Origin of the sequence: Agromyces sp. GXS1127 (assembly GCF_050565425.1) — a bacterium.
GTDB lineage: Bacteria > Actinomycetota > Actinomycetes > Actinomycetales > Microbacteriaceae > Agromyces.
Genome location: NZ_JBOCIG010000006.1, coordinates 134,316 through 154,707, shown reverse-complemented (window position 1 = coordinate 154,707; position 20,392 = coordinate 134,316). Strand labels below are relative to the sequence as shown.

Sequence of the window (20,392 nt, the reverse complement as noted above, 5' to 3'; positions counted from 1 at the left end):
CGCCCGTCCGGAGAGAACTCGCAGGCTGCCGGCGCGCAACGCCGAATCGTCGCAACCCTCTAGCCCGGTGTCGCCCCGTGGGGCTAGCGTGGGCACCATTCGTCTGTAACCAGTTCGGGGGGAACCATGGACACCGACGTCCGTTCGCGCTCAGCACTCCGGCGCACCGGCCTCATGACCGCCGTCGCCATCGCCGCCGCCGGGGCACTCGCCATCGGCGCACCCGCCGCGGCCGCACCGCCGACGACGCCGCCGGGTCCGCCCGCGAGCGCCGGCCGGCCCGCACCGCCGGCGCCCGCCACCTCGACGGGGTACGGCGGTGCCGTGTCATCCGTCGACGCCGAGGCCAGCCGCATCGGGCTCGAGGTGCTGCGGAAGGGCGGCAACGCAGCCGACGCCGCGGTCGCGACCGCCGCCGCGCTCGGCGTGACCGAGCCGTACAGCGCCGGCATCGGCGGCGGCGGGTACTTCGTGTACTTCGACGCCGCGACGGGTGAGGTGACGACGATCGACGGGCGCGAGACGGCGCCCGTGGGGATGGCGAGCGACGCGTTCATCGACCCCGCGACCGGGACGCCCTACTCGTTCTCGAACGCGGTGTCGTCCGGCCTGTCGGTCGGCGTGCCCGGCACGCTCGCGACCTGGGAGGCCGCGCTCGACGAATTCGGCACCGAATCGCTGAAGGAGATGCTGAAGCCGTCGATCCTGCTCGCGACGCGCGGGTTCACGGTCGACGAGACCTTCCGCGCGCAGACCGCGGCGAACGAGGCGCGGTTCGCGCAGTTCCCGGCGACGGCCGAGCTGTTCCTGCCCGACGGCGAGCCGCCCGTGGTCGGCTCGACGTTCCGGAACCCCGACCTGGCGAGGACGCTCAGGGAGATCGCGCTGCGCGGCACGGACGCGTTCTACGACGGCGCGATCGCCGAGGAGATCGCCGACCTCGTGCAGGACCCGATCACGACCGACGGCGCCGCGCTGCCCGCCTACCCGGGCTTCATGACCGCAGACGACCTCGCCGACTACGAGACGCTGCTGCAGGACCCGACGCACGTCGAGTACCGCGGCCTCGACGTGTACGGCATGGCGCCGTCGTCGTCGGGCGGCACGACCGTGGGCGAGTCGCTGAACATCCTCGAGAACTTCGAACCGTCGGCGGATGACCCGGGGCAGGCGCTGCACCTCTACCTCGAGTCGACCGCGCACGCGTTCGCCGACCGGAACGCGTACGTCGGCGACCCGGCGTTCGTCGACGTGCCGACCGAGACGCTGCTCAGCCAGGCGTTCGCCGACGCTCGGGCCTGCGAGATCGACCCCGAGCAGGCATCGGTCAAGCCGGTCGCGCCCGGCGACCTCGGCGCCACCGGCTGCGAGGTCGCCGCGGCCGCGGCATCCGTCGACCAGGGCATGTCGACCACGCACCTCTCGGTCGTCGACCGCTGGGGCAACGCCGTCGCGTACACGCTCACGATCGAGCAGACGGGCGGATCGGGCATGACCGTGCCGGGCCGCGGGTTCCTCCTGAACAACGAGCTGACCGACTTCAGCTTCGTGCCGAACCCGGACGACCCGAACATCGTCGAGCCCGGCAAGCGTCCGCGTTCGTCGATGTCGCCGACGATCGTGCTCGACGACGGCGACGTGCGGTACGTGGTCGGCTCGCCCGGCGGGTCGACCATCATCACGACCGTCGTGCAGATCCTGCTCAACCGCATCGACCTCGGCATGTCGATGCCCGAGGCGGTCGCGGCGCCGCGGGCAACGCAGCGCAACACCGCCGCGGTCCTCGCCGAGGCCGACTTCATCGCCGAGTACGCCGACGACCTCGCGCCCTACGGTCACGTGATCAACCCGACCGGCGAGATCGGTGCGGCCGCGACGATCGAGGTGGATGCCGACGGTCTCATGATCGCCGCGGCCGAGCCGGAGCGGCGCGGAGGCGGAACGGGGCTGGTGCTCGAGCCGGCCGAGTGAGGTGCCGGGTGGTCGGGTAGCCGCGCGGCGGGTCTCGATACGGGCGCTGCGCGTCCTCACCGACCACCGATCGGACCTGCGCGTCCTCCTCGACCGTCGGGCGCGCGGCTACCCGAGCGCGCGCAGCCGCGGTGCCAGGTCGCGCTCGAACAGCTCGAGGAACCGGCGCTGGTCGTGCCCGGGCGCGTGGAACACGAGGTGGGTGAAGCCCCAGTCGACGTACCGCCCGATCTCGGCGACCACCGCGTCGGGGTCGGTCCCGACGATCCAGCGCTTGGCGATCTGCTCGATCGGCAGGGCGTCGGCGACCCGCTCCATCTCGACCGGGTCGTGGATGTCGTGCTTCTGCTCCTTCGACAGCGACAGCGGCGACCAGAAGTGCGTGTTCTCGAGCGCCGCCTCCTCGGTCTCCTCGTACGACACCTTGATCTCGATCATCCGGTCGATCGCGTCGTAGTCGCGTCCGCCCGCCTCGGCGCCCTCCTTCACGGCGGGAATGAGCTGGTCGACGTACAGCTCCGGCCCCTTGCCCGACGTGCAGATGAAGCCGTCGCCGGCGCGCCCCGCGTACTTGGCCACGGTCGGCCCGCCGGCGGCGATGTACACCGGCACCGGGACATCCGGCCGGTCGTAGATCGACGCGTCGTGCGTCGAGTAGTACTCGCCCTCGAAGCTCACCTGGTCGTCGCCCGTCCAGAGTGCGCGCATGAGCCGGACGGACTCGCGGAGGCGCGCGAACCGCTCGCGGAACTCGGGCCACTCCTGCGGACCCGCCCCGCGGAAGCCGGTCGCGATCTCGTTCAGCGCCTCGCCCGTCCCGAACCCCGCGATGACCCGGCCGGGGTGCATCACGCCGAGCGACGCGAACGCCTGCGCGAGCACCGCCGGGTTGTACCGGAACGTCGGCGTCATGACGCTCGTGCCGATCTTCACGGTCGACGTGCGCTCGCCGACCGCGGCCATCCACGTGAGCGAGAACGGCGCGTGCCCGCCCGTGTGCCGCCACGGCTGGAAGTGGTCGCTCGTCCACACCGACTCCATGCCGTGCGCCTCGGCCGCGACGGCGATCTCGACGAGCTCGCGTGGGTCGAACTGCTCGGCGCTGGCCTTGTATCCGAGGGTCAGGGTCACGATGCTGCCTTCCTGTCTGCGCCGTCGGGCGCGTTTGCGGCGCCCGTGGGCGCGGTCGATGGGGGAAGCGGATGCCGCGGCGCCGCGCCGTGGGCGAGGTCGGGCCGGCGGGCGCCCGTGGCGGACGTGCGCGGTGCGGGGCCGTCGACGCCGTAGGGGAGCGACCGCAGCACCTCGGACGTGCGCGTGCCCACACCGAGCGCCGCGGCCTCGTCGAGCTCGGCGGCCGTGTCGACGTCGCGGCGGAGCCCGGGCGCGATCGACCCCGGGCACTCGGCGATGAGGTCGGCGAAGCCGGCCGCGCGATGCCGCGCGGCGGAGTCGGGTCCGAAGTGCGCGACGAACGGCACCTCGGCGAGCGCGGTCGCGAGCGTGGTGCCGCTGCCCTCGGCGTCGGCCACGAAGGCGAGCGGATGCCGCGCCGCGTCCTCGAGCGCCGCATCCAGGTCGCCCGATCGCATGGCCGGCAGATCGCCGAGCAGCACCGCGACCGCGGCGCCCGCCGCCGCCGGCGACCGCGCACCGCCCAGCGCCTCGGCATCGAGACGTCCCGAATGGCGATCCGCACCCTGCATCTGCGACGTCTCGATCGCGGATGCGGATGCGGGTGCGGGTGCGGATGCGGCGGACGGCGCTGTCGACGGGGCGTCGGCGCGGGCGACGGCGATGCCGTACGCGATCGCGGCGGCGAGCCCGCGCGGGCCGGACTCCGGCACGACGTCGACCCCGGGCACGCCGCGCAGCTCGCGCTCGACGACCGGCTCATCGGTGACGACGACCACACGCCGCACTGCGCGCGCCGCACGCGCGGCGTCGATCGTGTCGAGCGCGAACGCCCGGGCGAGCGCAGCCCGCTCCCCGGGCCCGAGCTCGGGCGCGAGCCGGGTCTTCGCACCGGTCAGCGACTTCACGGGGACGACGAGCGTCCAGCCGGTGGCATCCGGCGCCCCGGTCCTGCCCGACGCCGTCATGCGCGCAGCCCGGGCAGCACGTCGCGGCCGAACACCTCGAGGAACCGGGCCTGGTCGCGCCCCGCGTTGTGCAGGTAGATGCGGCTGAAGCCGAGGTCGAGGTGCCGTTGGATGTTCGCGCGGTGCGCGTCGGGGTCGGCCGACACGAGCATGCGGCCGGCGAAGTCGTCGGGCCGCACGCCGCGGGCGAGCTGCTCGACCTCGAACGGCGAGCGGATGTCGCCTCGGGGGAAGCGCAGCGCGCCGACCGGCCACTCGGCGAGCGCGTCGGCCATCGCCTCCTCGTCGGTCGGCGCCCACGCGAGGTTCAGCTGGAGCACTCGCGGCATGCGGGCCGCGTCGCGACCCGCCTCGCGCGCTCCTGCGGCGAACCGGGCGAGCAGCTCCGCGAGGCGGTCGGCGGGCGCGTTCGTGGTGATGAGTCCGTCGACCGTTCGTCCGGCCCGGCGCGCGGTCACCGGTCCCTGCGTCGCGACGAGGATCTCGGGCGCCCGCTCGGGCATGGTCCAGAGCCGGGTCGACTCGAGTTTGAAGAACTCGCCCGAGTGCCGCACGTCGCGACCGGCGGCCGACGCCGTGAACAGCTTCCGGATGACCTCGACCGCCTCGAACATGCGCGCGATGCGCTCGGCCGGCTCGGGCCAGTAGGTGCCCGTGACGTGCTCGTTGATCGCCTCGCCGGAGCCGATGCCGAGCCAGTGCCGCCCCGGGTGCATGGCCGCGAGGGTCGCGGACGCCTGGGCGACGACGGCCGGATGCATCCGGAACGACGGCGTCGTGACGCCGGGGCCGAAGTCGCCGGAGGTCGCCGCGCCGATGCCGGCGAGCACGCTCCACACGAACCCCGACTCGCCGTGCGTCGGCAGCCACGGCTGGAAGTGGTCGCTCGCCATCGTGCCGCGGAACCCGCTGCGCTCCGCGAGAGCCGCGAGCTCGACCGCCTCGGCGGGCGGGAACCGCTCGAGCATCACGGCGTAACCGATGTGGGGGCTCACCCCTCCATCCTCCCCCGCATTCGGGCGGCCGGGTCCGTACGGGCGGGAACCGGACGCGATCGGCGCGCGATCGGCGCGCGACCCGAACCTGCGGCCCCGCTCACTGCGTGCGCAGCGGCCCCTCCGCCTGCGCCTCGTCGAAGCCCGCGCGGTAGCCCTCGTCGTACGCCTCCTCGGCGCCCTGGCGGAACAGGTCGCGATCCGCCGGTCGGACGATCGAGCGGGCACCCGGCAGGTCGAGGTCGCCGACCAGGCTGCCGAGGCCGCGGACGACGGCCACGGGCACGCCGGCGGACTTGCCCTTCACGAGTTCGGCCGCGCCGGCCAGTTCGTCGGCCACACACGGCATGGTGACCGCGAGCGGCTTGCCCGAGGCATCCGCCTGCCCGCGCAGGTCGTCGAAGACGTGCACGCCGGCCGCGCCGATCGCGATGTCGGTCTGGCCCTCGCGCCACGGCCGACCGAGCGTGTCGGAGAGCAGCACGCCGACGCGGGCGCCCGTGAGCGAGCGGATGCCGGTGGCCAGTGCCCGCGCGGACGCGTCCGGGTCGACCGGCAGGAGCAGTACCGTCCCCTCCGGGGCGTTCGACGCGTCGACACCCGCGGCGGCGCCGATGATGCCGAGCCGGTTCTCGACGATGCGCGTCGTGAACTCGCCCGTCTGCCGGGTGGCGACGACGCGCACCGTCTCGTCGGTGATCGCCTGCTCCCGATCGTCGGCTCGCACGACACGGCCCTCGGCCTTGGAGACGATCTTCGACGTCACGACGAGGATGTCGCCGTCGCCGAGCGGCTCGTCGATCGCGCCGACGATGAGCGCCGCCAGGTCGACCCCGGGGCCGATCTCCGGCAGTCCCTCCACGCCCTCGATGCTGTACCTCACGCGCCCACCCTCCGCTCGGTCCTCCTGACATCTTGGCAGCTGCGCCGGTCGCTGTCAGACTTCGGTCAGGCGCCGGGGGTGCGCCCGGGGGGGAGGGGCGGATGTCCGAGGTCGGCGCCGCACCCGCGAAGCGACCGGTGATCGTGTGGGACCTGGTGCTCACCATCGTCCTGCTCGCGGTCATGGCTGGCCTGGCGTTCCTGCTGCTCTTCTTCTCCTTCTTCCTCGCGTTCGCCGGGGACTCGTGCGGCGCATCGTCGACGTGCGACTTCGACCGGATGGGCACGGGCATGCTCGTCGCGATGATCCTCCCGATCGTCGTCGCGGTCATCGCACTCGTCGGAGCGGTCGTCGTGCTCGTGCTGAAGCGGATCGCGTTCTGGATCCCCCTCGTCGGGATGGTGCTGATGGTCGGCGCCTTCGCGCTCGGTGCGGGCATCACGGCCGCCGCCGTGCAGCCGGCCTGATGATCGACGACGCCGGCTCGGATCGCCGCGCTCGGATGACCCGCGCGCCGATGCGAGTGCCCGAAATGCTCCCGACGCGCAAGCACGTGCATGCGGGCGCATCGACGGCGTAGCATCCGAGCCATGGCACCGCAGGCGGACCGCGACCCCGACGACGACGATCGCTCGGTGGGCGCAGAGGAGCGCAACGAGACCGAGGCCGAGCGGCAGGATCGGAAGTTCAACGACATCCTGCAGGAGTTGCGCGTCGTGATGACGGGCACGCAGCTCATCACCGGCTTCCTGCTCGCGGTCGCGTTCCAGCCGAAGTTCGCCGACCTCCAGCCGCACGAGGTGGCCCTCTACCTCGTGCTCGTGGTGCTCGCGACGACGGCGACGATGCTCGGCCTCGCGCCCGTGATCCTGCACCGGCAGCTGAGCGGCAAGAAGCAGAAGGACCGGGTCGTGCGGATCGCGAACGCCCTCCTGCTGGCGCTCCTGGTCGTGGTCTCCCTCGTGTCCGCGGGCGTCGCGATGCTCATCTTCGACGTCACGATGAGCACCGAGGCGGGATGGATCGCCGGCAGCGTGGCGCTGCTGCTCCTCCTCGCGTTCTGGATCGTCGTGCCGCGCATCGGCCGGCACGAGCGCCGCCGCCTCGAGTGATTCGGCTCCCCGCGGCGTGACCGGCCGGCGTGAACCGGCGGTGCGACCGGGAGGTCGTCGGGCGACCCTAGGCTGGCATCCATGCGCATCGCCACCTGGAACGTCAACTCGATCCGCACCCGCTACGGCCGAGTGGTCGACTGGATGGTGCGCGAGGACGTCGACGTGCTCGCGATGCAGGAGATCAAGTGCAAGGCCGAGCAGTTCCCGCACGAGGCGTTCGAGCGGGCGGGCTACGACGTCGCGCTGCACGGGCTGAACCAGTGGAACGGGGTCGCGATCGCGAGCCGCCGGCCCATCGCCGACGTCGAGACCGAGTTCCCCGGAATGCCGGGCTTCCTCAAGGGGCAGGAGGGGCCCGACCTGCCGAAGGAGGCCCGCGCGATCGGCGCGACGGTCGACGGCATCCGGCTCTGGAGCCTCTACGTGCCGAACGGCCGGTCGCTCGGCGACCCGCACTACGCCTACAAGCTCGACTGGCTGGCCGCGCTCGCCGACCTGGCCCGCGCCGAGACGACGGGCCGCCCCGAGCGCCCGTTCGCCCTCATGGGCGACTTCAACATCGCGCCCCTCGACGACGACAATGGCGACCCGACCGTGATCGAGGGCGTCACGACCCACGTCTCCCCGCCCGAGCGGGCGGCGTTCCGCGCGCTCGAGGCGGCGGGGATGACCGACGTGGTCCGCCCGCTCGTGCCGAACGGCTACACCTACTGGGACTACAAGCAGCTCCGCTTCCCGCGCAACGAGGGCCTGCGCATCGACTTCGTGCTCGGCTCGGCGGCGTTCGCCGACCAGGTGACGAGCGCCTCGATCCACCGCAACGAGCGCAAGGGCGACGCGCCGAGCGACCACGTGCCCGTGCTCGTGGAACTCTCGCGCGACGAGTCGGCCGACGACGACGACCTGCCGATGATCTTCGGCTGAGGTGCCGCGCCGGTCGTCCGCAACCCCGTCCGGGCGTCCAGCCCGACGGGCTACCCTTCGTCAGATGGACTCCCCCACGGACGAGGTCGCCGGCCCGGCGATCGACCCGATCCTCGGCTCGATCCTCGACGACCGGTATCGCGTCGACGGCCTGATCGGCCGCGGCGGCATGGCCGCCGTGTACCGCGCGGACGACGTCGCGCTCGGGCGTCGCGTCGCCGTCAAGGTGTTCACGGCCTCGACCGAGGGCATCGACGACGCCGACCGTCGCCGTTCCGAGACGGCGCTGCTCGCGAGCCTCACGCACCCGGCGCTCGTCACGCTGTACGACGCCGCCAAGGATCCGGCCTCGCGACGCGAGTTCCTCGTGATGGAACTCGTCGAGGGCGAGGACCTCCGCAAGGTGCTCGAGCGCGGCCCGATCGGCCGTCGGGACGCGGCACGCATGCTCGCCGACCTCGCCGAGGGGCTGCACGTGATCCACTCGCGCGGGATCGTCCACCGCGACGTGAAGCCCGCGAACGTGCTCCTCGCCCCGGCGCACCTGCCGACGCGGCGCTGGAACGCCAAGCTCGCCGACTTCGGCATCGCCAGGCTGCTCGACGAGTCGCGGCTGACCGCGACGGGCCGGATCATCGGCACGCCCGGCTACCTCAGCCCGGAGCAGGTCCGCGGCGAGGCCGTGGGCAGCAGCGCCGACGTGTACGCGCTCGGCCTCCTCGTGCTCGAGTCGCTCACGGGCCGGCAGCCGTTCCCCGGCCCCGCCCTCGAATCGGCGAGCGCTCGCCTCGTGCGCGACCCCGAGATCCCGGGCGACCTCCCGCTCGACTGGCGCGAGCTCCTGGCCGCGATGACGGCGCGAGACCCCGCCGAGCGGCCGACGGCGCTCGACGTGGCGCTCGCGACCGAGGCGCTCGCGACCGAGGCGCTCGCGACCGAGGCGGGCACGACCGGCGACGTGCCGGCGGAGGGCGACACCCGCATCCTGCCCGCCACGCGGACCGCGGGCACGCCGGCGGACGACGCCACGGCGGCCACGCGCGTGCTGACCGGCGTCGGCGCGGCACCCGCCGCATCGGCCGCGACGGCTGCGCCGGGAGCGCCGGGAACTCCGTCCGCGGCGTCCGAGCGCGCCGACCGGCGGCTGCCCCGGCGCGCGGTCCTCGGCATCGCCGCGGCCGCGGTCGTGCTGGCCGCGGCGGTGGTCGTCCCGCTCACGATCGGGGCGCTGCCCGACGACGGAGGGACGACCGGATCCACGCCGGCCTCGCCGTCCGAGGCGCCCATGCCGAGCGTCGAGGGCGACCTCGGCGTCCACCTCGACCAACTGGAGGAGGCGGTGTCGCCGTGATCTCCCGACTGCGCCGCGGGGTCGCCGCGGCATCCGTCACCCTCGCCCTCGCCGTCGGCCTCGCGGGCTGCGCGCCCGGCGCCGAGACCTCGGACGACGGCACGACCGGCCTGCGGGCGCAGGTCGTCTCGATCGCCGAATCGTCCTCGGCGGGCGACTTCGCCGACGCGCTCACGAGGCTCGACGTGCTCCAGGCGGAGGTCGACGCGGCCGTCGCCGACGGCAGCCTCGACGCGGATCGTGCGGCCGACATCACCGAGTCGATCGCGATCGTCCGCGCCGACCTCGAGGCGGCGATCGCCGCGGCGACTCCGAGCCCGGAGCCGTCGCCGGCCGACGACGATGCCGACGACGAATCGCGCGACGACGACGGGTCGGACGACGGCGGGTCGGGCGACGACGACGGCGAGAGCGACAAGGGCAAGGGCGACGAGAAGGGCAAGGGCGACGAGAAGGGCAAGGGCAAGGGCAAGGACTGAATCCGCCCGCGGACCCTGCGAGACGCGGGCTCAGGCCCGACCGGTGAACCGCTCCATCGACCGGTAGACGCCGAAGCCGTCGCCGACCACCCGGTCGAAGACGCGGGTCGGCAGGATGCCGCGCAGCGCGCGGGAGAGCCGGACGGACGCCGGCAGCTCGACGATGGGACGACCCGCGAGCATGGCGCGCCACACGCGGTCGACCACGTATCCGGGCTCGAGCACCGGCGCGAGGAGCGGCCCGCGGGCGCCCTGGAACATCCCGGTCGAGATGTAGGACGGGGTCACGGTCGTCACCCTCACGTGCCGGTGACCGGCCTGCTCGAGTTCGAGTCGCAGCGAGTCGCTCCATCCGTTCAGGGCCGCCTTCGATGCGGCGTACACGGCCATGCGGGGGTTGGCGAGCGTACCGGCGGCGCTGCCGACGTTGACGATCCGGGCCGGGCGACCGCGCCCGATCATGGCCGGGAGGAACTCGCGCGTGACGTACATCGGCGCGAGCGCGTTGACGAGCACGGTCGGTCGAACGTCCTCGCCGCTGTCGGTCTCCCAGAAGTACGCGTTGCCTCGCACGATCCCGGCGTTGTTGATCAGCACGTCGGGCGATCCGAGGTCGCGCCGGACCTCGTGCGCCGCCTTCGCGATCGCGCCGGGCTCGGCGACGTCGACGACGTACGAGCGCACCCGCGTGCGACCCTGCGCCTGCCGACCGAGCTCGTCGGCGGTGCGCGCGAGCGCCGCGGCGGCGCGGTCCCAGAGCACGACGGATGCCGCGCCCTCCGCCACGGCACGCTCGGCGTACATGCGGCCCATGCCGCCCGCCGCGCCGGTGATCAGGAGGTTCGCGCCCCGAACGGTTCTCGCCATGCGCATCATTCTGGCAACCCGGCGCGCCTCGCCGCGCCGAGGGTCGCTGCAGGCGGCACAATCCCCGTATGACCGGACCCGACGTGCGGCTCGTAACGATGACCGATGCCGAGGTGGCCGCCTGGCTCCCGGCGGCGATGGCCCACTACGAGCAGGCCAGGATGGAGGCCGGCGACACCCCCGAGGAGGCGGCGGCGGGCCGGCGCGCGTCGGAGGAGCGCTTCTTCCCGGACGGCCGCCTCGTCGAGGGCCAGCTGCTGCACTCGATCCGGGTCGGCGACGACGAGGCCGGATGGCTCTGGCTCGGGCCGTGGAACGAGCGCGGCGAGCTCTGGTGGATCTGGGACCTCGAGGTGCATCCCGGGTTCCGGCGTCGCGGCATCGCCCGGCGTGCGATGCTCCTCGGCGAGGACGTCGCGCGCGAGCACGGGGCGTCGCGGCTCATGTTGAACGTGTTCGGCTACAACGACGGCGCGATCGCGCTGTACGAGGGACTCGGCTACGACGTCGCCTCGCTCCACATGGTCAAGCCGCTCTAGGGGCGCGCGCGAGCCGATCCGGTGTCGTGCGCGATCGGCGTGTGACGTCCCGTGTCACCCGGGTGTTACGCCGTGCTTCGCGCGCCCGGCGGCGGACCGCGGCTTCCGGTTAGCGTCGAGCATCCGCCCGCCACGACCCGGAGCACGACATGACGACCGCACCCGCCGCACCCGCCGGAGCCGCCTCCGCCGGTGAGCGGACCTCCGCGCCCGCGGCCCCGGTCGCGCTGCGCGGCGTGGGCCGCGCGTTCACGGCGCCCGACGGCCGCACGCGCGACGTGCTGCGCGGTGTCGACCTCAACGTCGCCGCCGGCGAGATCGTCGCGATCCTGGGGCCGAGCGGCTGCGGCAAGTCCACGCTGCTGCGGATCGTCGCGGGCCTCGACCACCCGACCTCGGGTGAGGTGTCGATCGACGAGGCCCCCGTGCGGCCGTACGACGTGCGCTGTGCGGTCGGCTTCCAGGAGCCGCGCCTGCTGCCGTGGCGGAGCATCGCCCAGAACGTCGCACTCGGCCTGCCGCGCGGCACCCCGCGACGCGAGGGCCGTGCGCACATCGCCCGACTGCTCGAGCTGGTCGGCCTCGCCGAGTTCGCCGGCCACCGCCCGCACGAGGTGTCCGGCGGCATGGCGCAGCGCGCCTCGCTCGCCCGCGCCCTCGCCCGCAACCCCGAGGTGCTGCTCCTCGACGAGCCGTTCGGCGCGCTCGACGCGCTGACGCGCCTGAAGATGCAGGACCTCCTCCTCGACGTGCACGCCGCCGAGCCGACCACCGTGCTGCTCGTCACGCACGACGTCGACGAGGCGCTGCAGCTGGCCGACCGGATCGTGCTGCTCGGCACCGACGGCGACGAGCCGGGAGCCGACATCCGCCAGACCGTCGTCGTGCCGGGCCATCGCCCGCGCGACCGCGGCTCGGCCGAGCTCGCCGAGCTCCGCGGCCGGCTGCTCGACGGCCTCGGCATCGACCGGCACGGCGCCGCACGCGGCATCCAGGCCACCACGACCATCCCGCATTACCCGTACTGACGGGCGTCGACGGCCCGACCACAGCAGCGCCGTCGACGTCCCACCGTCCCACCGAGAAGGAGCCACCCGTGTCCCGCACCACCGTCTTCCGCACCGCGCTCGTCGCGGGCGCCGCCGCGACCGCCCTGCTGCTGTCGGGCTGCGTCGCCGGCGAGAACCAGTCCGCCGAGGCCGTCGCCGAGGGCGACTCGCTCGAGGGCCAGTCGCTCAACATCGACTTCGCGACCTACAACCCGCTGAGCCTCATCATCAAGGAGCAGGGCTGGCTCGAGGATGAGGGCCTCGAGGTCACCTGGGTGCAGTCGGCCGGCTCGAACAAGGCGAACGAGGCACTGCGGGCCGGAGCGATCGACGTCGGCTCCACCGCGGGTTCGGCGGCGCTCCTCGCGCGCGCCAACGGCTCGCCCATCAAGACGATCGACATCTACTCGCAGCCCGAGTGGTCGGCGATCGTCGCCGGTCCCGGCAGCGAGGTCGACGAGGTCGCCGACCTCGAGGGCAAGACCGTCGCGGCGACCAAGGGCACCGACCCGTACTTCTTCCTCCTGCAGACGCTCGAGGCCGAGGGCCTCACGCCCGAGGACATCACGGTCGAGAACCTCCAGCACGCCGACGGCTGGGCGGCGCTCCAGAACGGCGCCGTCGACGCGTGGGCGGGCCTCGACCCGATCATGGCCGGTGCCGAGGAGGCGGGCGCGACGCTCGTCTACCGCAACGTCGACTTCAACAGCTACGGCTTCCTGAACGCGACCGAGTCGTTCCTCGAGGAGAAGCCCGCGCTCGCACAGCTCGTCGTCGACGCGTACGAGCGCGCCCGCGCCTGGGCGGCCGAGAACCCCGAGGAGACCGCCGCGATCCTCGCCGAGGTCGCCGGACTCGACGAGGCCGTCGCCTCGAAGGTGATCCTCGAGCGCTCGAACCTCGACGTCGACCCGGTCCCCGGCGACGCGCAGGTCGCGCTGCTCGAGAAGATCGGCCCGGTGTTCGTCGAGCTCGGCGACGTCGCCTCGCAGGACCAGGTCGATGAGGCGCTCGCGACCCTCATCGACGACTCGTACGTCACGCAGGCGGACCCCGAGCGGTTCGCGAAGTAGCGGGCGCGGCCCGCTTCCAGCAACAGGAGCAGAACATGACGACGGATGCCGCGAAGACGACGAACACGGAACGCTCGGGCCGGCCCGACGGCTCGGTCGGGTCGGCCTTCGCGGCACCCGTCGTGGTCGCCGGGCGGCCGGTGGCGACGACGGATGCCACTGGGCCGGTCGGCGTCGACGCGCGGCCCGCGGGTGACGAGGACCGGCGCGCCGCGGCATCCGTCGGCCCTCGACGCCTCGGTCGCGGCCGACCGAGCATCGGCGAGCGTCGAGCCGGTCGCGACGATCGGCGACCGCTGACCACCCGCCGCTGGTTCCGCATCGTCGGCGGGGCGCTCATCCCGCTCGCGCTGCTCGCGACCTGGCAGCTGGTCTCGACGTCGGGCGCGGTGCCCGTGTCGCAGCTGCCGAGCCCCGAGATGGTGTGGCTCGCGGCGGTCGACCTCGCCGAACGCGGGCTGCTCGGGCTCTACGTCGCGATCTCGACGCAGCGCGTCTTCATCGGCTTCGCGTTCGGGGCGCTCTTCGGGCTGCTGGCGGGCGCGCTTGTCGGGCTCTCGCGGCTCGGCGACGTGCTGTTCTCGCCCACGCTCGGCGCGGTGCGCGCGCTGCCCTCGCTCGCGTGGGTGCCGCTGCTCATCCTCTGGTTCGGGATCGGCGAGGACTCGAAGGTCATCCTCATCGCGATCGGGGCGTTCTTCCCCGTCTACACGATCGTCGCCGCGTCGCTCCGGCACGTCGACAAGCGCCTCCTCGAGGCCGCCCGGGCCTTCGGGCTCCGCGGCGCGACGCTCTTCACGACCGTCCAGCTGCCGGCGGTCGTGCCGTCGGTGATCGCTGCGCTCCGCCTCGCGCTCGCGCAGGCCTGGCTGTTCCTCGTCGCGGCCGAGCTCATCGCGTCGTCGATGGGGCTCGGGTTCCTCCTCAGCGACTCGGGCAACACGGGCCGCATCGACCGGATCTTCCTGGCGATCATCCTGCTCGCGGTGCTCGGCAAGCTGAGCGACGCGCTCGTGGGGCTGCTGGAGAGGTGGGCGGTCCGCCGCTGGGCGTGAGCCCCGAGGGCTGACGCGAGCCGGCCGGGGCGTGCCCCGTCACTCGAGGAGCGGCACCGCTTCGACCCGATCGCCCGGCCCGGCCAGGACGAGCACCCGGCGCGCGGCGACGCCCTCGAGTGCGGCGACCACCGCCGCGGCATCCGGACCGAGCCCCGGCCCTGTCGGGGCCGCACCGGGCTCGGCACCCGCGGCCGTCTCGGTGCCCGCCTCGACCCGACGCCACACGACGACGCTCGCGCCCGTGGTCCCGGCGATCGCGCGCTCCAGCTCGCGGGTGTCGCCGGCCGCCACGAGCACGACGCGTCCGATGCGGCGCGCGGGCGCCGCGACGCCGCGGTCCGCGATCATCGCGCGATCCCGCCGCCAGACCGCGAAGTGGTAGGCGAACACGAGCGCGGTCGCGATGAGCAGTCCGAGCGGCGCGCGGATGCGGTCGACGAGCGAGGCGCCGGTCGCCGGATCGAGCACGAACTCGAAGACGCGGTACCCGACGACGAGGAGCGTGATGACCGCGACCACCGCGCTCGCACCGAAGACCGCGATGAGATACACCCGCCGACCGACGTCGACGGCCTCCGCGGGTTCGGGCCGGCGCATCGGCCGCCAGTTCAGCCACCACGTGGGCCCGCCGACCACGATCGCGCTGATGCCGCCGAGCAGCAGCGCGCGGTTCCCGGAGGACGCGAGCGGCGCGGCGAGTTCGGCGAGCAGGGCGTTCACGACGACGCCGATGCCCGACGCCGCGGCGATGAGGCCGAGACCGGACATCACGAGCACGGCGGCGCGTCGCGTGGCGTCGGAGTGCGTCACGGCGATGCGCGCGTGGAGGACCCAGACGATCGCACCGACGCCGGCGGCGGCGATCGACGTTCCGAGGGGCACGAGCACAGCGCTCGCGGACTCGCTCGGATCGAACGCCAGGCGCAGCCCCACGAACAACGCGGTGCCGAGACCGCCGAGCATGGCGGCGGCGCCGCCGAGCACGCCGACGACCACGAGGGCGACCGCCGCGAACCCGGTCGGGATGCGGCGGACGTCGTCGCGCACCCAGTGCCACCACCACACGAGGGCGCCGAGCGCGGTCCACACGAGCGCCTGCAACGCCGTCCGGCTCCAGGAGACGCTTCCGACCAGCACGGTCTCGGCCGCTCCGCGGACCGCCGCGTCGAACACGGCTCCGAGGGCCGCGATCGCGCCGATCGCACCGACGGCGAGCCCATACGCCGCCCCGATGACGAGCGGGACCGTGGAGAGGCGCGTCGGCCCCTTCGCGGCGTGCCCGAGCATCCAGCGATGCCACAGCCAGACGAGGGCCCACACCAGGCCGATCGCGAAGCCGCCGCCGTACCACCGACCCTCGACCAGGTCCGTGAGCCCGTTCCCGATCGCCACCGTCGCGACGATCAGCGAGACCGTGGTCATCGCCGTGAGGTACAGCGCCCAGGCGATCGAGCCGCGCTCCGCGGGGTCGGCGAGCCGGCGCCACGACGCCCACCACAGCAGGGCGGCGAGCGGCCCACCGATCAATGCGAATGCGAGCTGCAGCGCGAGGTCGCTCGCGCCGCCCTCCGCGAGCCGTCGCTCCACATCGAGCGCGCGCTCGAGGAGCCCGCCGGCTCCGATCGCGGTGATCGTGACCAGGACGAACAGCAGGACGAAGACGATCAGGCGGCGGACAGCGCCCTGCGCGGACCCGCCGGTCGGCGAGCTCACTGCTTCACCGCCGTCGGGTCGCAGATCGCGAGCGGCCACGGCGCTGTCTCGATGCGCCACTCGCCGTCGACGCGCACGAGGTCGAACGTGCCGCGCTCCTCGTACTCGTTCGAGCCGAACGGTCCGCCCCCGTAGGTCGTGACGATGAGCACGTCGACGTCGGCCGTGTCGTCGCGCTCCGTGGTCTCGACGAGCGTGACGCGCATGCCGTCCGGCTCTCCGAGCGGGATCCGCACGCACTCCTCGGCGACCTCGGGCACGAGGTACTCCATGGCCGTCTCCTCGTCGCCGTCGATCACGGCGGCCGAGTACTGCTGCACGACCCCCTCGGGCGTGCCCTCGTCGAGCGGTTCCGGCTCGCCCCGCGTGAACACGGCGATGAGGGCGACGACGACGAGCACCCCCAGGACCGCGAGGATGACGATGAGCGTGCGGTCGGGTCTCGGGCGCTGGGCATCCATGCCCGTATCTTGGCGCGCGCCGCCCCCGTGACGACGGACCGAAGGTCACCCGGTGCGTCGTGTCGCGCGGCCCCGGTCGACGAGACGCCCCGAACGGGCGGTCGCCGGTGCTCGCGCGACCGCCCGCCGTCGGCGGGCGCGGCCTGGGGCCGTGGTTCGAGCGGTCAGCGCCCGTCCGTCGTGTCGCTCGCACCCATCGCCTCGGCGAGGCGTGCGAGCCGTTCTCCCTGCTGGTGCGATGAGCTCGTCGCCCCTCCGAGCGCGAACGCCGCCCCTTGGGCCGCGCAGCCGCCGAGCACCCCGATCGCGCCCGCGGTGAGCGCCGCGACGCCGATGTGCTTCCGGATCTCCATCATGCCCCCCCATCGGACTCGAACAGGGCGAACGTAGGATCGGCGATGCACCGCCGCATCCGAGGACGGTCCTCAGATCTGCGCTCCGTCCCCTCAGAACCACCGGCCGTCACCGTGGGAACGGGCGCGGCGGTCGACCCGACCTGCCGCGCCCGTCGATCGTGCGCTCCCGATCCGGCCTCATCGGCCGCTCCGGAGCGGGGAGAGGTCGTCGCCCTCGTCGGTCACCGCGGTCGCGGACCTCGCGCCCTCGGCGTGGAGCTCCTGCATGGCCTCGGCGTACGCGGTGAGGCGCTGCCCCTGCGCGTCCGTCCCCGAGGTCGAAGAGGCGTTCATGGCCTCGGCGTACTCCGCGAGCCGGTCGCCCTGCATCTCGGCGCTTCCTGCCGTGGTCCCCATCGAGTGGAGTTCGCGACGCGCGTCGGCGCCGATCGCGGACTGCGCGCCGGGCACGGCCGCCGAGTGCAGCTCTCGGAGCTTCTCCGCGCTGAGCGGCGCGGCGGCGCTCGGCACCTCGACCGAGCGCAGCTCGCGGAGCTGATCCGCGCTGAACGGGGTCGCGGCACTCGTCCGCAGGGACGCGTGGAGTTCACGACGCGCGTCGGCGTTGAACCCCGGCGCCTGGGCGACGCGCTCGACGGCCGCCGAGATCGGACCGCTCACGGCTGCGGGCGAGAGATCGTCGCGGATGATGACGTGTCCCCGAGCGAGGCCCACGACCGACGGGACGCGGTCCTCCCGGACGGGTCCGCCCCAGGCTGCGGACGCGGTTCCGCTGCCGATCAGCAGTGCGAGCGACCCGGTGACGATCACCGTGGCCGCCGTCCTCTTGTTCATGGCTCCATTCCTTCCATCGATCGGGGCCACTTGTCGGGATACGGTCAAGCTACGAAGCGCGACGATGGTCCGGATCCGTGCGATCCCGCGGAACGGGGACCGGTTTTCCCGAGTTTTCCTCAGTGTCCGTCCGCGGTCCCCTCAGGGGCGATGCCACCCGAACCCGCTCCGGAGCGAGAGCGACGCACAGCGCGGCGGACGGAAGCGGCGCAGGAAGCGCGCGCCGATTCGTGCGCCGACGCAACATTCCCGCGCCGGACCGCAATCAATCGCGGAGGCCGCGAACGTAGCCTTGGACTGCGCGCGGATCCGCCGCGCCGATGAACGCCGCGGCGAGCGGCCCGACCCATGAGGAACGGAGGTTTCCGATGTCACAGAGCACCATTGAGACGATCGTTGGCGAACCCGAGGTCCTCGAGGACGAGCGCCGCGTCGAGATCACGCCCGAGCTCATCGCCCTCGCCGACGAGGTCGAGTCCGACGCCGCCTGGCTGCGTCTGAAGGAGGCCGCGACCCGCCTGCAGTCCCTCCAGGTGAAGGACGGCTCGGTCGCCGAGGAGTCCGACCGTCCCGAGGCATCCGCCCTCGTCGACGCCATCGTCGAATCGGTCGCGGCCCTCGCGCCCCGGTTCCCGCACGAGGCCGCGTACCTCGAGGCGCTGCAGGCCGACTTCCGGAAGTGGCAGGCCGACGGCCTCGGCGTGCCCGACTTCCTCGACTCGCTCGTCGAGTTCCAGCCGCAGCTGCACCGCGTCGACGGCATCCGCCACCTCGTGGTCTTCCCGATGTACACGCAGAACGGCTCGCAGGACCGGCACGTCGAGGCGCTCGTCGTCGAGACGATCTGGCCGGAGTTCATCGCGCATCTCGAGGCCGGCGACTACGGCAACACGCTCTTCGTGAGCCTGCGCCTGGTCGACTTCACGCCCGGGTACGACACGAACTCGGCGGTGCTCTTCCCCGAGACCGTGGCCATGCGCGAGATCCCGACGTTCACTTGGGGTGCGATCTTCCAGGACCGCGAGGCCGCCCGGTACCGCCGGGTGGTGCGTGCGGCCTCCGAGATCACGAAGCTCGAACTGCCGGATGACGCGGCGTCGCTCCTCGAGGACCAGGACCTCGCCGAGCGCACGTTCGTGATGTGGGACATCATCCACGACCGCACGCACATGCGCGGCGACCTGCCGTTCGACCCGTTCATGATCAAGCAGCGGATGCCGTTCTTCCTCTACTCGCTGGAGGAGCTGCGGTGCGACCTGACCGCGTTCCGCGAGTCGGTGAAGATCCAGCGCGGACTCGACGCACGCCTCGCGGCGGGCGAGGAGCTCAGCGAGGTCGAGGAGCAGATGCGCACGACCGGCAAGCTCGTGCAGTACGCCGTGATCTTCGACCGGATCTTCCGGTTCGCGATCACCGGCTCGCGCGTGCGCAACTACGACGGGCTCGGCGGCCAGCTGCTGTTCGCGTGGCTGCACCAGAAGCACGTGCTCGACTGGACCGACGTGAAGCTCACGTTCGACTGGGACGCGGTGCCCGACGCCGTCGTCGAACTCGGCGACGCCATCGACGAGCTGTACTGGAAGTCGATCGACCGGCCGAAGACCGCGCACTGGCTCGCCGCCTACGAACTGGTCCGCGGCGTGCTGACGCCCAACCCGGCGTCGGTGTGGGCCGAGGGCCTGCCGCGCGAGGTGCTCGCCGGCCCGCCCAAGGGCTACACCGACCTCGTGATGGACGACGAGTTCCCGCTCTCGATGTTCTTCGAGGCGCTCGACAAGAAGATGAAGCCGGTCATCGAGTCGACGGTGGGCATCACCGCCGCCGGCGCCTGACCCCGAGCCGCCTCGCCCCCCGGAGGCGCACCCGCGAGCCATCCCGAACACCGCACCCGAGGCATCAGCCGGTTGTTCGGGATGGCTCGCGCCATGAGAGGATCCCCTACCGTGAACACCCTGCAGGACAAGGTCATCGTCATCGCCGGCGCCACCAGCGCCTCGGGCCGCGCGGTCGCTCGCGCGCTCGTCGACGGAGGTGCGAAGGTCGTCGTGGTCGGCACCCACCAGGGCCGGCTCGACGAGCTCGAGGTCGAGATCCCCGGCGTCGTCGGCGAGCGGGCCGACCTCACGGACGGCGACGACGTGCTCGAGCTCGCGATGCGCGTGCACGCGAAGCTCGGCGACATCGACGGCCTCGTCCACCTCGTGGGCGGATGGCGCGGCGGCGGCGGCATCCCCGGGCAGACCGAGGAGGACTACCGCCTCCTCGAGCGCTCGCTGACTTCGCTCCGCTACGCCAGCCGCGTCTTCTGGGACGACCTCGTGGCCTCCAACGCCGGCCGCGTCGCGATCGTCTCGTCCACAACGGTCGAGAAGCCGACCGCCGGGGCCGCGAACTACACCGCGATCAAGTCCGCCAGCGAGTCGTGGGTGCGTTCGCTCGCCGACGGGTTCGCGAAGGCCGGGGCGCCGGCCGCGGCCGTGACCTTCCGGGTCACGGCGCTCGCCGGGCTCGAGCAGCGGCTCGCCGACGAGGTGGTCGCCCTCTGGTCGACGGATGCCGCGGCCCCCGAGCTCAACGGGCGCGTCACCACGCTGGCCGGCTGAGGCCGGGCGCGGACCTCGA

Annotated in this window: 20 protein-coding genes and 1 pseudogene; 12 read left to right on the top strand and 9 right to left on the bottom strand. The window is 73.2% G+C overall.

Features of this window, described 5'->3' with window-relative positions:
• Positions 1-126 precede the first annotated feature (126 nt).
• Positions 127-1,971 (top strand): gamma-glutamyltransferase, encoded by a 1,845-nt coding sequence (ggt, locus tag ACQ393_RS12505; protein ID WP_430647170.1) that lies wholly within the window; start codon positions 127-129, stop codon positions 1,969-1,971.
• A gap of 108 nt (positions 1,972-2,079) precedes the next feature.
• Here the strand turns inward: ggt and fgd are convergent, their stop codons facing one another.
• From fgd to cofE, 4 genes are all read right to left on the bottom strand, one after another.
• Positions 2,080-3,102, bottom strand: a complete 1,023-nt coding sequence (gene fgd, locus ACQ393_RS12500) for a glucose-6-phosphate dehydrogenase (coenzyme-F420) (RefSeq protein WP_430647168.1) — start codon at positions 3,100-3,102, stop codon at positions 2,080-2,082.
• On the bottom strand, positions 3,099-4,073 hold the full coding sequence (locus ACQ393_RS12495; protein WP_430647167.1) for a hypothetical protein: 975 nt from the start codon (positions 4,071-4,073) through the stop codon (positions 3,099-3,101). The genes fgd and ACQ393_RS12495 overlap by 4 nt, the downstream gene beginning before the upstream one ends.
• The gene (locus tag ACQ393_RS12490; protein WP_430647166.1) at positions 4,070-5,068 is read right to left on the bottom strand and encodes a TIGR03557 family F420-dependent LLM class oxidoreductase; all 999 of its coding nucleotides are present in this window, start codon (positions 5,066-5,068) and stop codon (positions 4,070-4,072) included. The genes ACQ393_RS12495 and ACQ393_RS12490 overlap by 4 nt, the downstream gene beginning before the upstream one ends.
• Before the next feature lie 100 nt (positions 5,069-5,168).
• Positions 5,169-5,951, bottom strand: coding sequence for a coenzyme F420-0:L-glutamate ligase (cofE, locus tag ACQ393_RS12485; protein WP_430647165.1), 783 nt, complete (start codon positions 5,949-5,951; stop codon positions 5,169-5,171).
• On the opposite strand from cofE, the pseudogene ACQ393_RS12480 reads away from it, so the two are divergent.
• The 5 genes and pseudogenes from ACQ393_RS12480 to ACQ393_RS12460 form a co-directional block, all read left to right on the top strand.
• Positions 5,945-6,418: pseudogene (locus ACQ393_RS12480) on the top strand (hypothetical protein); the annotation flags it as partial. The gene cofE and the pseudogene ACQ393_RS12480 overlap by 7 nt on opposite strands.
• Before the next feature lie 123 nt (positions 6,419-6,541).
• On the top strand, positions 6,542-7,063 hold the full coding sequence (locus ACQ393_RS12475; protein ID WP_430647164.1) for a DUF6328 family protein: 522 nt from the start codon (positions 6,542-6,544) through the stop codon (positions 7,061-7,063).
• Between the two features lie 81 nt (positions 7,064-7,144).
• On the top strand, positions 7,145-7,990 hold the full coding sequence (locus ACQ393_RS12470) for an exodeoxyribonuclease III (RefSeq protein WP_430647163.1): 846 nt from the start codon (positions 7,145-7,147) through the stop codon (positions 7,988-7,990).
• Positions 7,991-8,054: 64 nt separating this feature from the next.
• A complete protein-coding gene (locus ACQ393_RS12465) occupies positions 8,055-9,341 on the top strand; it encodes a serine/threonine-protein kinase (RefSeq protein ID WP_430647162.1) in 1,287 nt (428 codons plus the stop codon).
• Positions 9,338-9,820 (top strand): hypothetical protein, encoded by a 483-nt coding sequence (locus tag ACQ393_RS12460; RefSeq protein ID WP_430647161.1) that lies wholly within the window; start codon positions 9,338-9,340, stop codon positions 9,818-9,820. The genes ACQ393_RS12465 and ACQ393_RS12460 overlap by 4 nt, the downstream gene beginning before the upstream one ends.
• Positions 9,821-9,850: 30 nt before the next feature.
• Here ACQ393_RS12460 and ACQ393_RS12455 read toward each other — a convergent pair whose 3' ends face one another.
• On the bottom strand, positions 9,851-10,687 hold the full coding sequence (locus ACQ393_RS12455) for an SDR family NAD(P)-dependent oxidoreductase (protein ID WP_430647160.1): 837 nt from the start codon (positions 10,685-10,687) through the stop codon (positions 9,851-9,853).
• Positions 10,688-10,755: 68 nt separating this feature from the next.
• On the opposite strand from ACQ393_RS12455, the gene ACQ393_RS12450 reads away from it, so the two are divergent.
• From ACQ393_RS12450 to ACQ393_RS12435, 4 genes are all read left to right on the top strand, one after another.
• Positions 10,756-11,226 (top strand): GNAT family N-acetyltransferase, encoded by a 471-nt coding sequence (locus ACQ393_RS12450; protein WP_430647159.1) that lies wholly within the window; start codon positions 10,756-10,758, stop codon positions 11,224-11,226.
• Positions 11,227-11,375: 149 nt separating this feature from the next.
• On the top strand, positions 11,376-12,254 hold the full coding sequence (locus ACQ393_RS12445) for an ABC transporter ATP-binding protein (protein ID WP_430647158.1): 879 nt from the start codon (positions 11,376-11,378) through the stop codon (positions 12,252-12,254).
• A gap of 68 nt (positions 12,255-12,322) precedes the next feature.
• Entirely contained in the window at positions 12,323-13,348 is a 1,026-nt protein-coding gene (locus tag ACQ393_RS12440; RefSeq protein ID WP_430647157.1) for an aliphatic sulfonate ABC transporter substrate-binding protein, read from the top strand.
• A gap of 140 nt (positions 13,349-13,488) precedes the next feature.
• The gene (locus ACQ393_RS12435) at positions 13,489-14,403 is read left to right on the top strand and encodes an ABC transporter permease (RefSeq protein ID WP_430647317.1); all 915 of its coding nucleotides are present in this window, start codon (positions 13,489-13,491) and stop codon (positions 14,401-14,403) included.
• Positions 14,404-14,442: 39 nt separating this feature from the next.
• Here ACQ393_RS12435 and ACQ393_RS12430 read toward each other — a convergent pair whose 3' ends face one another.
• The 4 genes from ACQ393_RS12430 to ACQ393_RS12415 all read right to left on the bottom strand — a co-directional run bounded on the left by ACQ393_RS12430 (position 14,443) and on the right by ACQ393_RS12415 (position 17,770).
• Positions 14,443-16,119 carry a DUF5671 domain-containing protein gene (locus ACQ393_RS12430; protein ID WP_430647156.1) on the bottom strand — a complete coding sequence of 559 codons (1,677 nt, stop codon included), beginning with the start codon at positions 16,117-16,119 and terminating at the stop codon, positions 14,443-14,445.
• On the bottom strand, positions 16,116-16,580 hold the full coding sequence (locus tag ACQ393_RS12425) for a hypothetical protein (protein ID WP_430647154.1): 465 nt from the start codon (positions 16,578-16,580) through the stop codon (positions 16,116-16,118). The genes ACQ393_RS12430 and ACQ393_RS12425 overlap by 4 nt, the downstream gene beginning before the upstream one ends.
• A 164-nt stretch (positions 16,581-16,744) precedes the next feature.
• On the bottom strand, positions 16,745-16,936 hold the full coding sequence (locus tag ACQ393_RS12420; RefSeq protein ID WP_430647153.1) for a hypothetical protein: 192 nt from the start codon (positions 16,934-16,936) through the stop codon (positions 16,745-16,747).
• Between the two features lie 177 nt (positions 16,937-17,113).
• Entirely contained in the window at positions 17,114-17,770 is a 657-nt protein-coding gene (locus tag ACQ393_RS12415; RefSeq protein WP_430647152.1) for a hypothetical protein, read from the bottom strand.
• A 368-nt stretch (positions 17,771-18,138) separates the two neighbouring features.
• Between ACQ393_RS12415 and ACQ393_RS12410 the strand changes: the two genes are divergently transcribed.
• On the top strand, positions 18,139-19,602 hold the full coding sequence (locus tag ACQ393_RS12410; RefSeq protein ID WP_430647151.1) for a DUF6421 family protein: 1,464 nt from the start codon (positions 18,139-18,141) through the stop codon (positions 19,600-19,602).
• Positions 19,603-19,713: 111 nt separating this feature from the next.
• Positions 19,714-20,373, top strand: coding sequence for an SDR family NAD(P)-dependent oxidoreductase (locus ACQ393_RS12405; protein ID WP_430647150.1), 660 nt, complete (start codon positions 19,714-19,716; stop codon positions 20,371-20,373).
• Positions 20,374-20,392 lie beyond the last annotated feature (19 nt).

Bases quoted from the DNA above. Each gene is read 5' to 3' on its own strand.
- ACQ393_RS12420 (WP_430647153.1), bottom strand. From the start codon at position 16,936: ATGATGGAGATCCGGAAGCACATCGGCGTCGCGGCGCTCACCGCGGGC.
- ACQ393_RS12470 (WP_430647163.1), top strand. From the start codon at position 7,145: ATGCGCATCGCCACCTGGAACGTCAACTCGATCCGCACCCGCTACGGC.
- ACQ393_RS12425 (WP_430647154.1), bottom strand. From the start codon at position 16,580: ATGGATGCCCAGCGCCCGAGACCCGACCGCACGCTCATCGTCATCCTC.
- ACQ393_RS12465 (WP_430647162.1), top strand. From the start codon at position 8,055: ATGGACTCCCCCACGGACGAGGTCGCCGGCCCGGCGATCGACCCGATC.
- ACQ393_RS12450 (WP_430647159.1), top strand. From the start codon at position 10,756: ATGACCGGACCCGACGTGCGGCTCGTAACGATGACCGATGCCGAGGTG.
- ACQ393_RS12495 (WP_430647167.1), bottom strand. From the start codon at position 4,073: ATGACGGCGTCGGGCAGGACCGGGGCGCCGGATGCCACCGGCTGGACG.
- ACQ393_RS12410 (WP_430647151.1), top strand. From the start codon at position 18,139: ATGTCACAGAGCACCATTGAGACGATCGTTGGCGAACCCGAGGTCCTC.
- ACQ393_RS12445 (WP_430647158.1), top strand. From the start codon at position 11,376: ATGACGACCGCACCCGCCGCACCCGCCGGAGCCGCCTCCGCCGGTGAG.
- ACQ393_RS12475 (WP_430647164.1), top strand. From the start codon at position 6,542: ATGGCACCGCAGGCGGACCGCGACCCCGACGACGACGATCGCTCGGTG.
- ggt (WP_430647170.1), top strand. From the start codon at position 127: ATGGACACCGACGTCCGTTCGCGCTCAGCACTCCGGCGCACCGGCCTC.
- ACQ393_RS12455 (WP_430647160.1), bottom strand. From the start codon at position 10,687: ATGGCGAGAACCGTTCGGGGCGCGAACCTCCTGATCACCGGCGCGGCG.
- ACQ393_RS12415 (WP_430647152.1), bottom strand. From the start codon at position 17,770: ATGAACAAGAGGACGGCGGCCACGGTGATCGTCACCGGGTCGCTCGCA.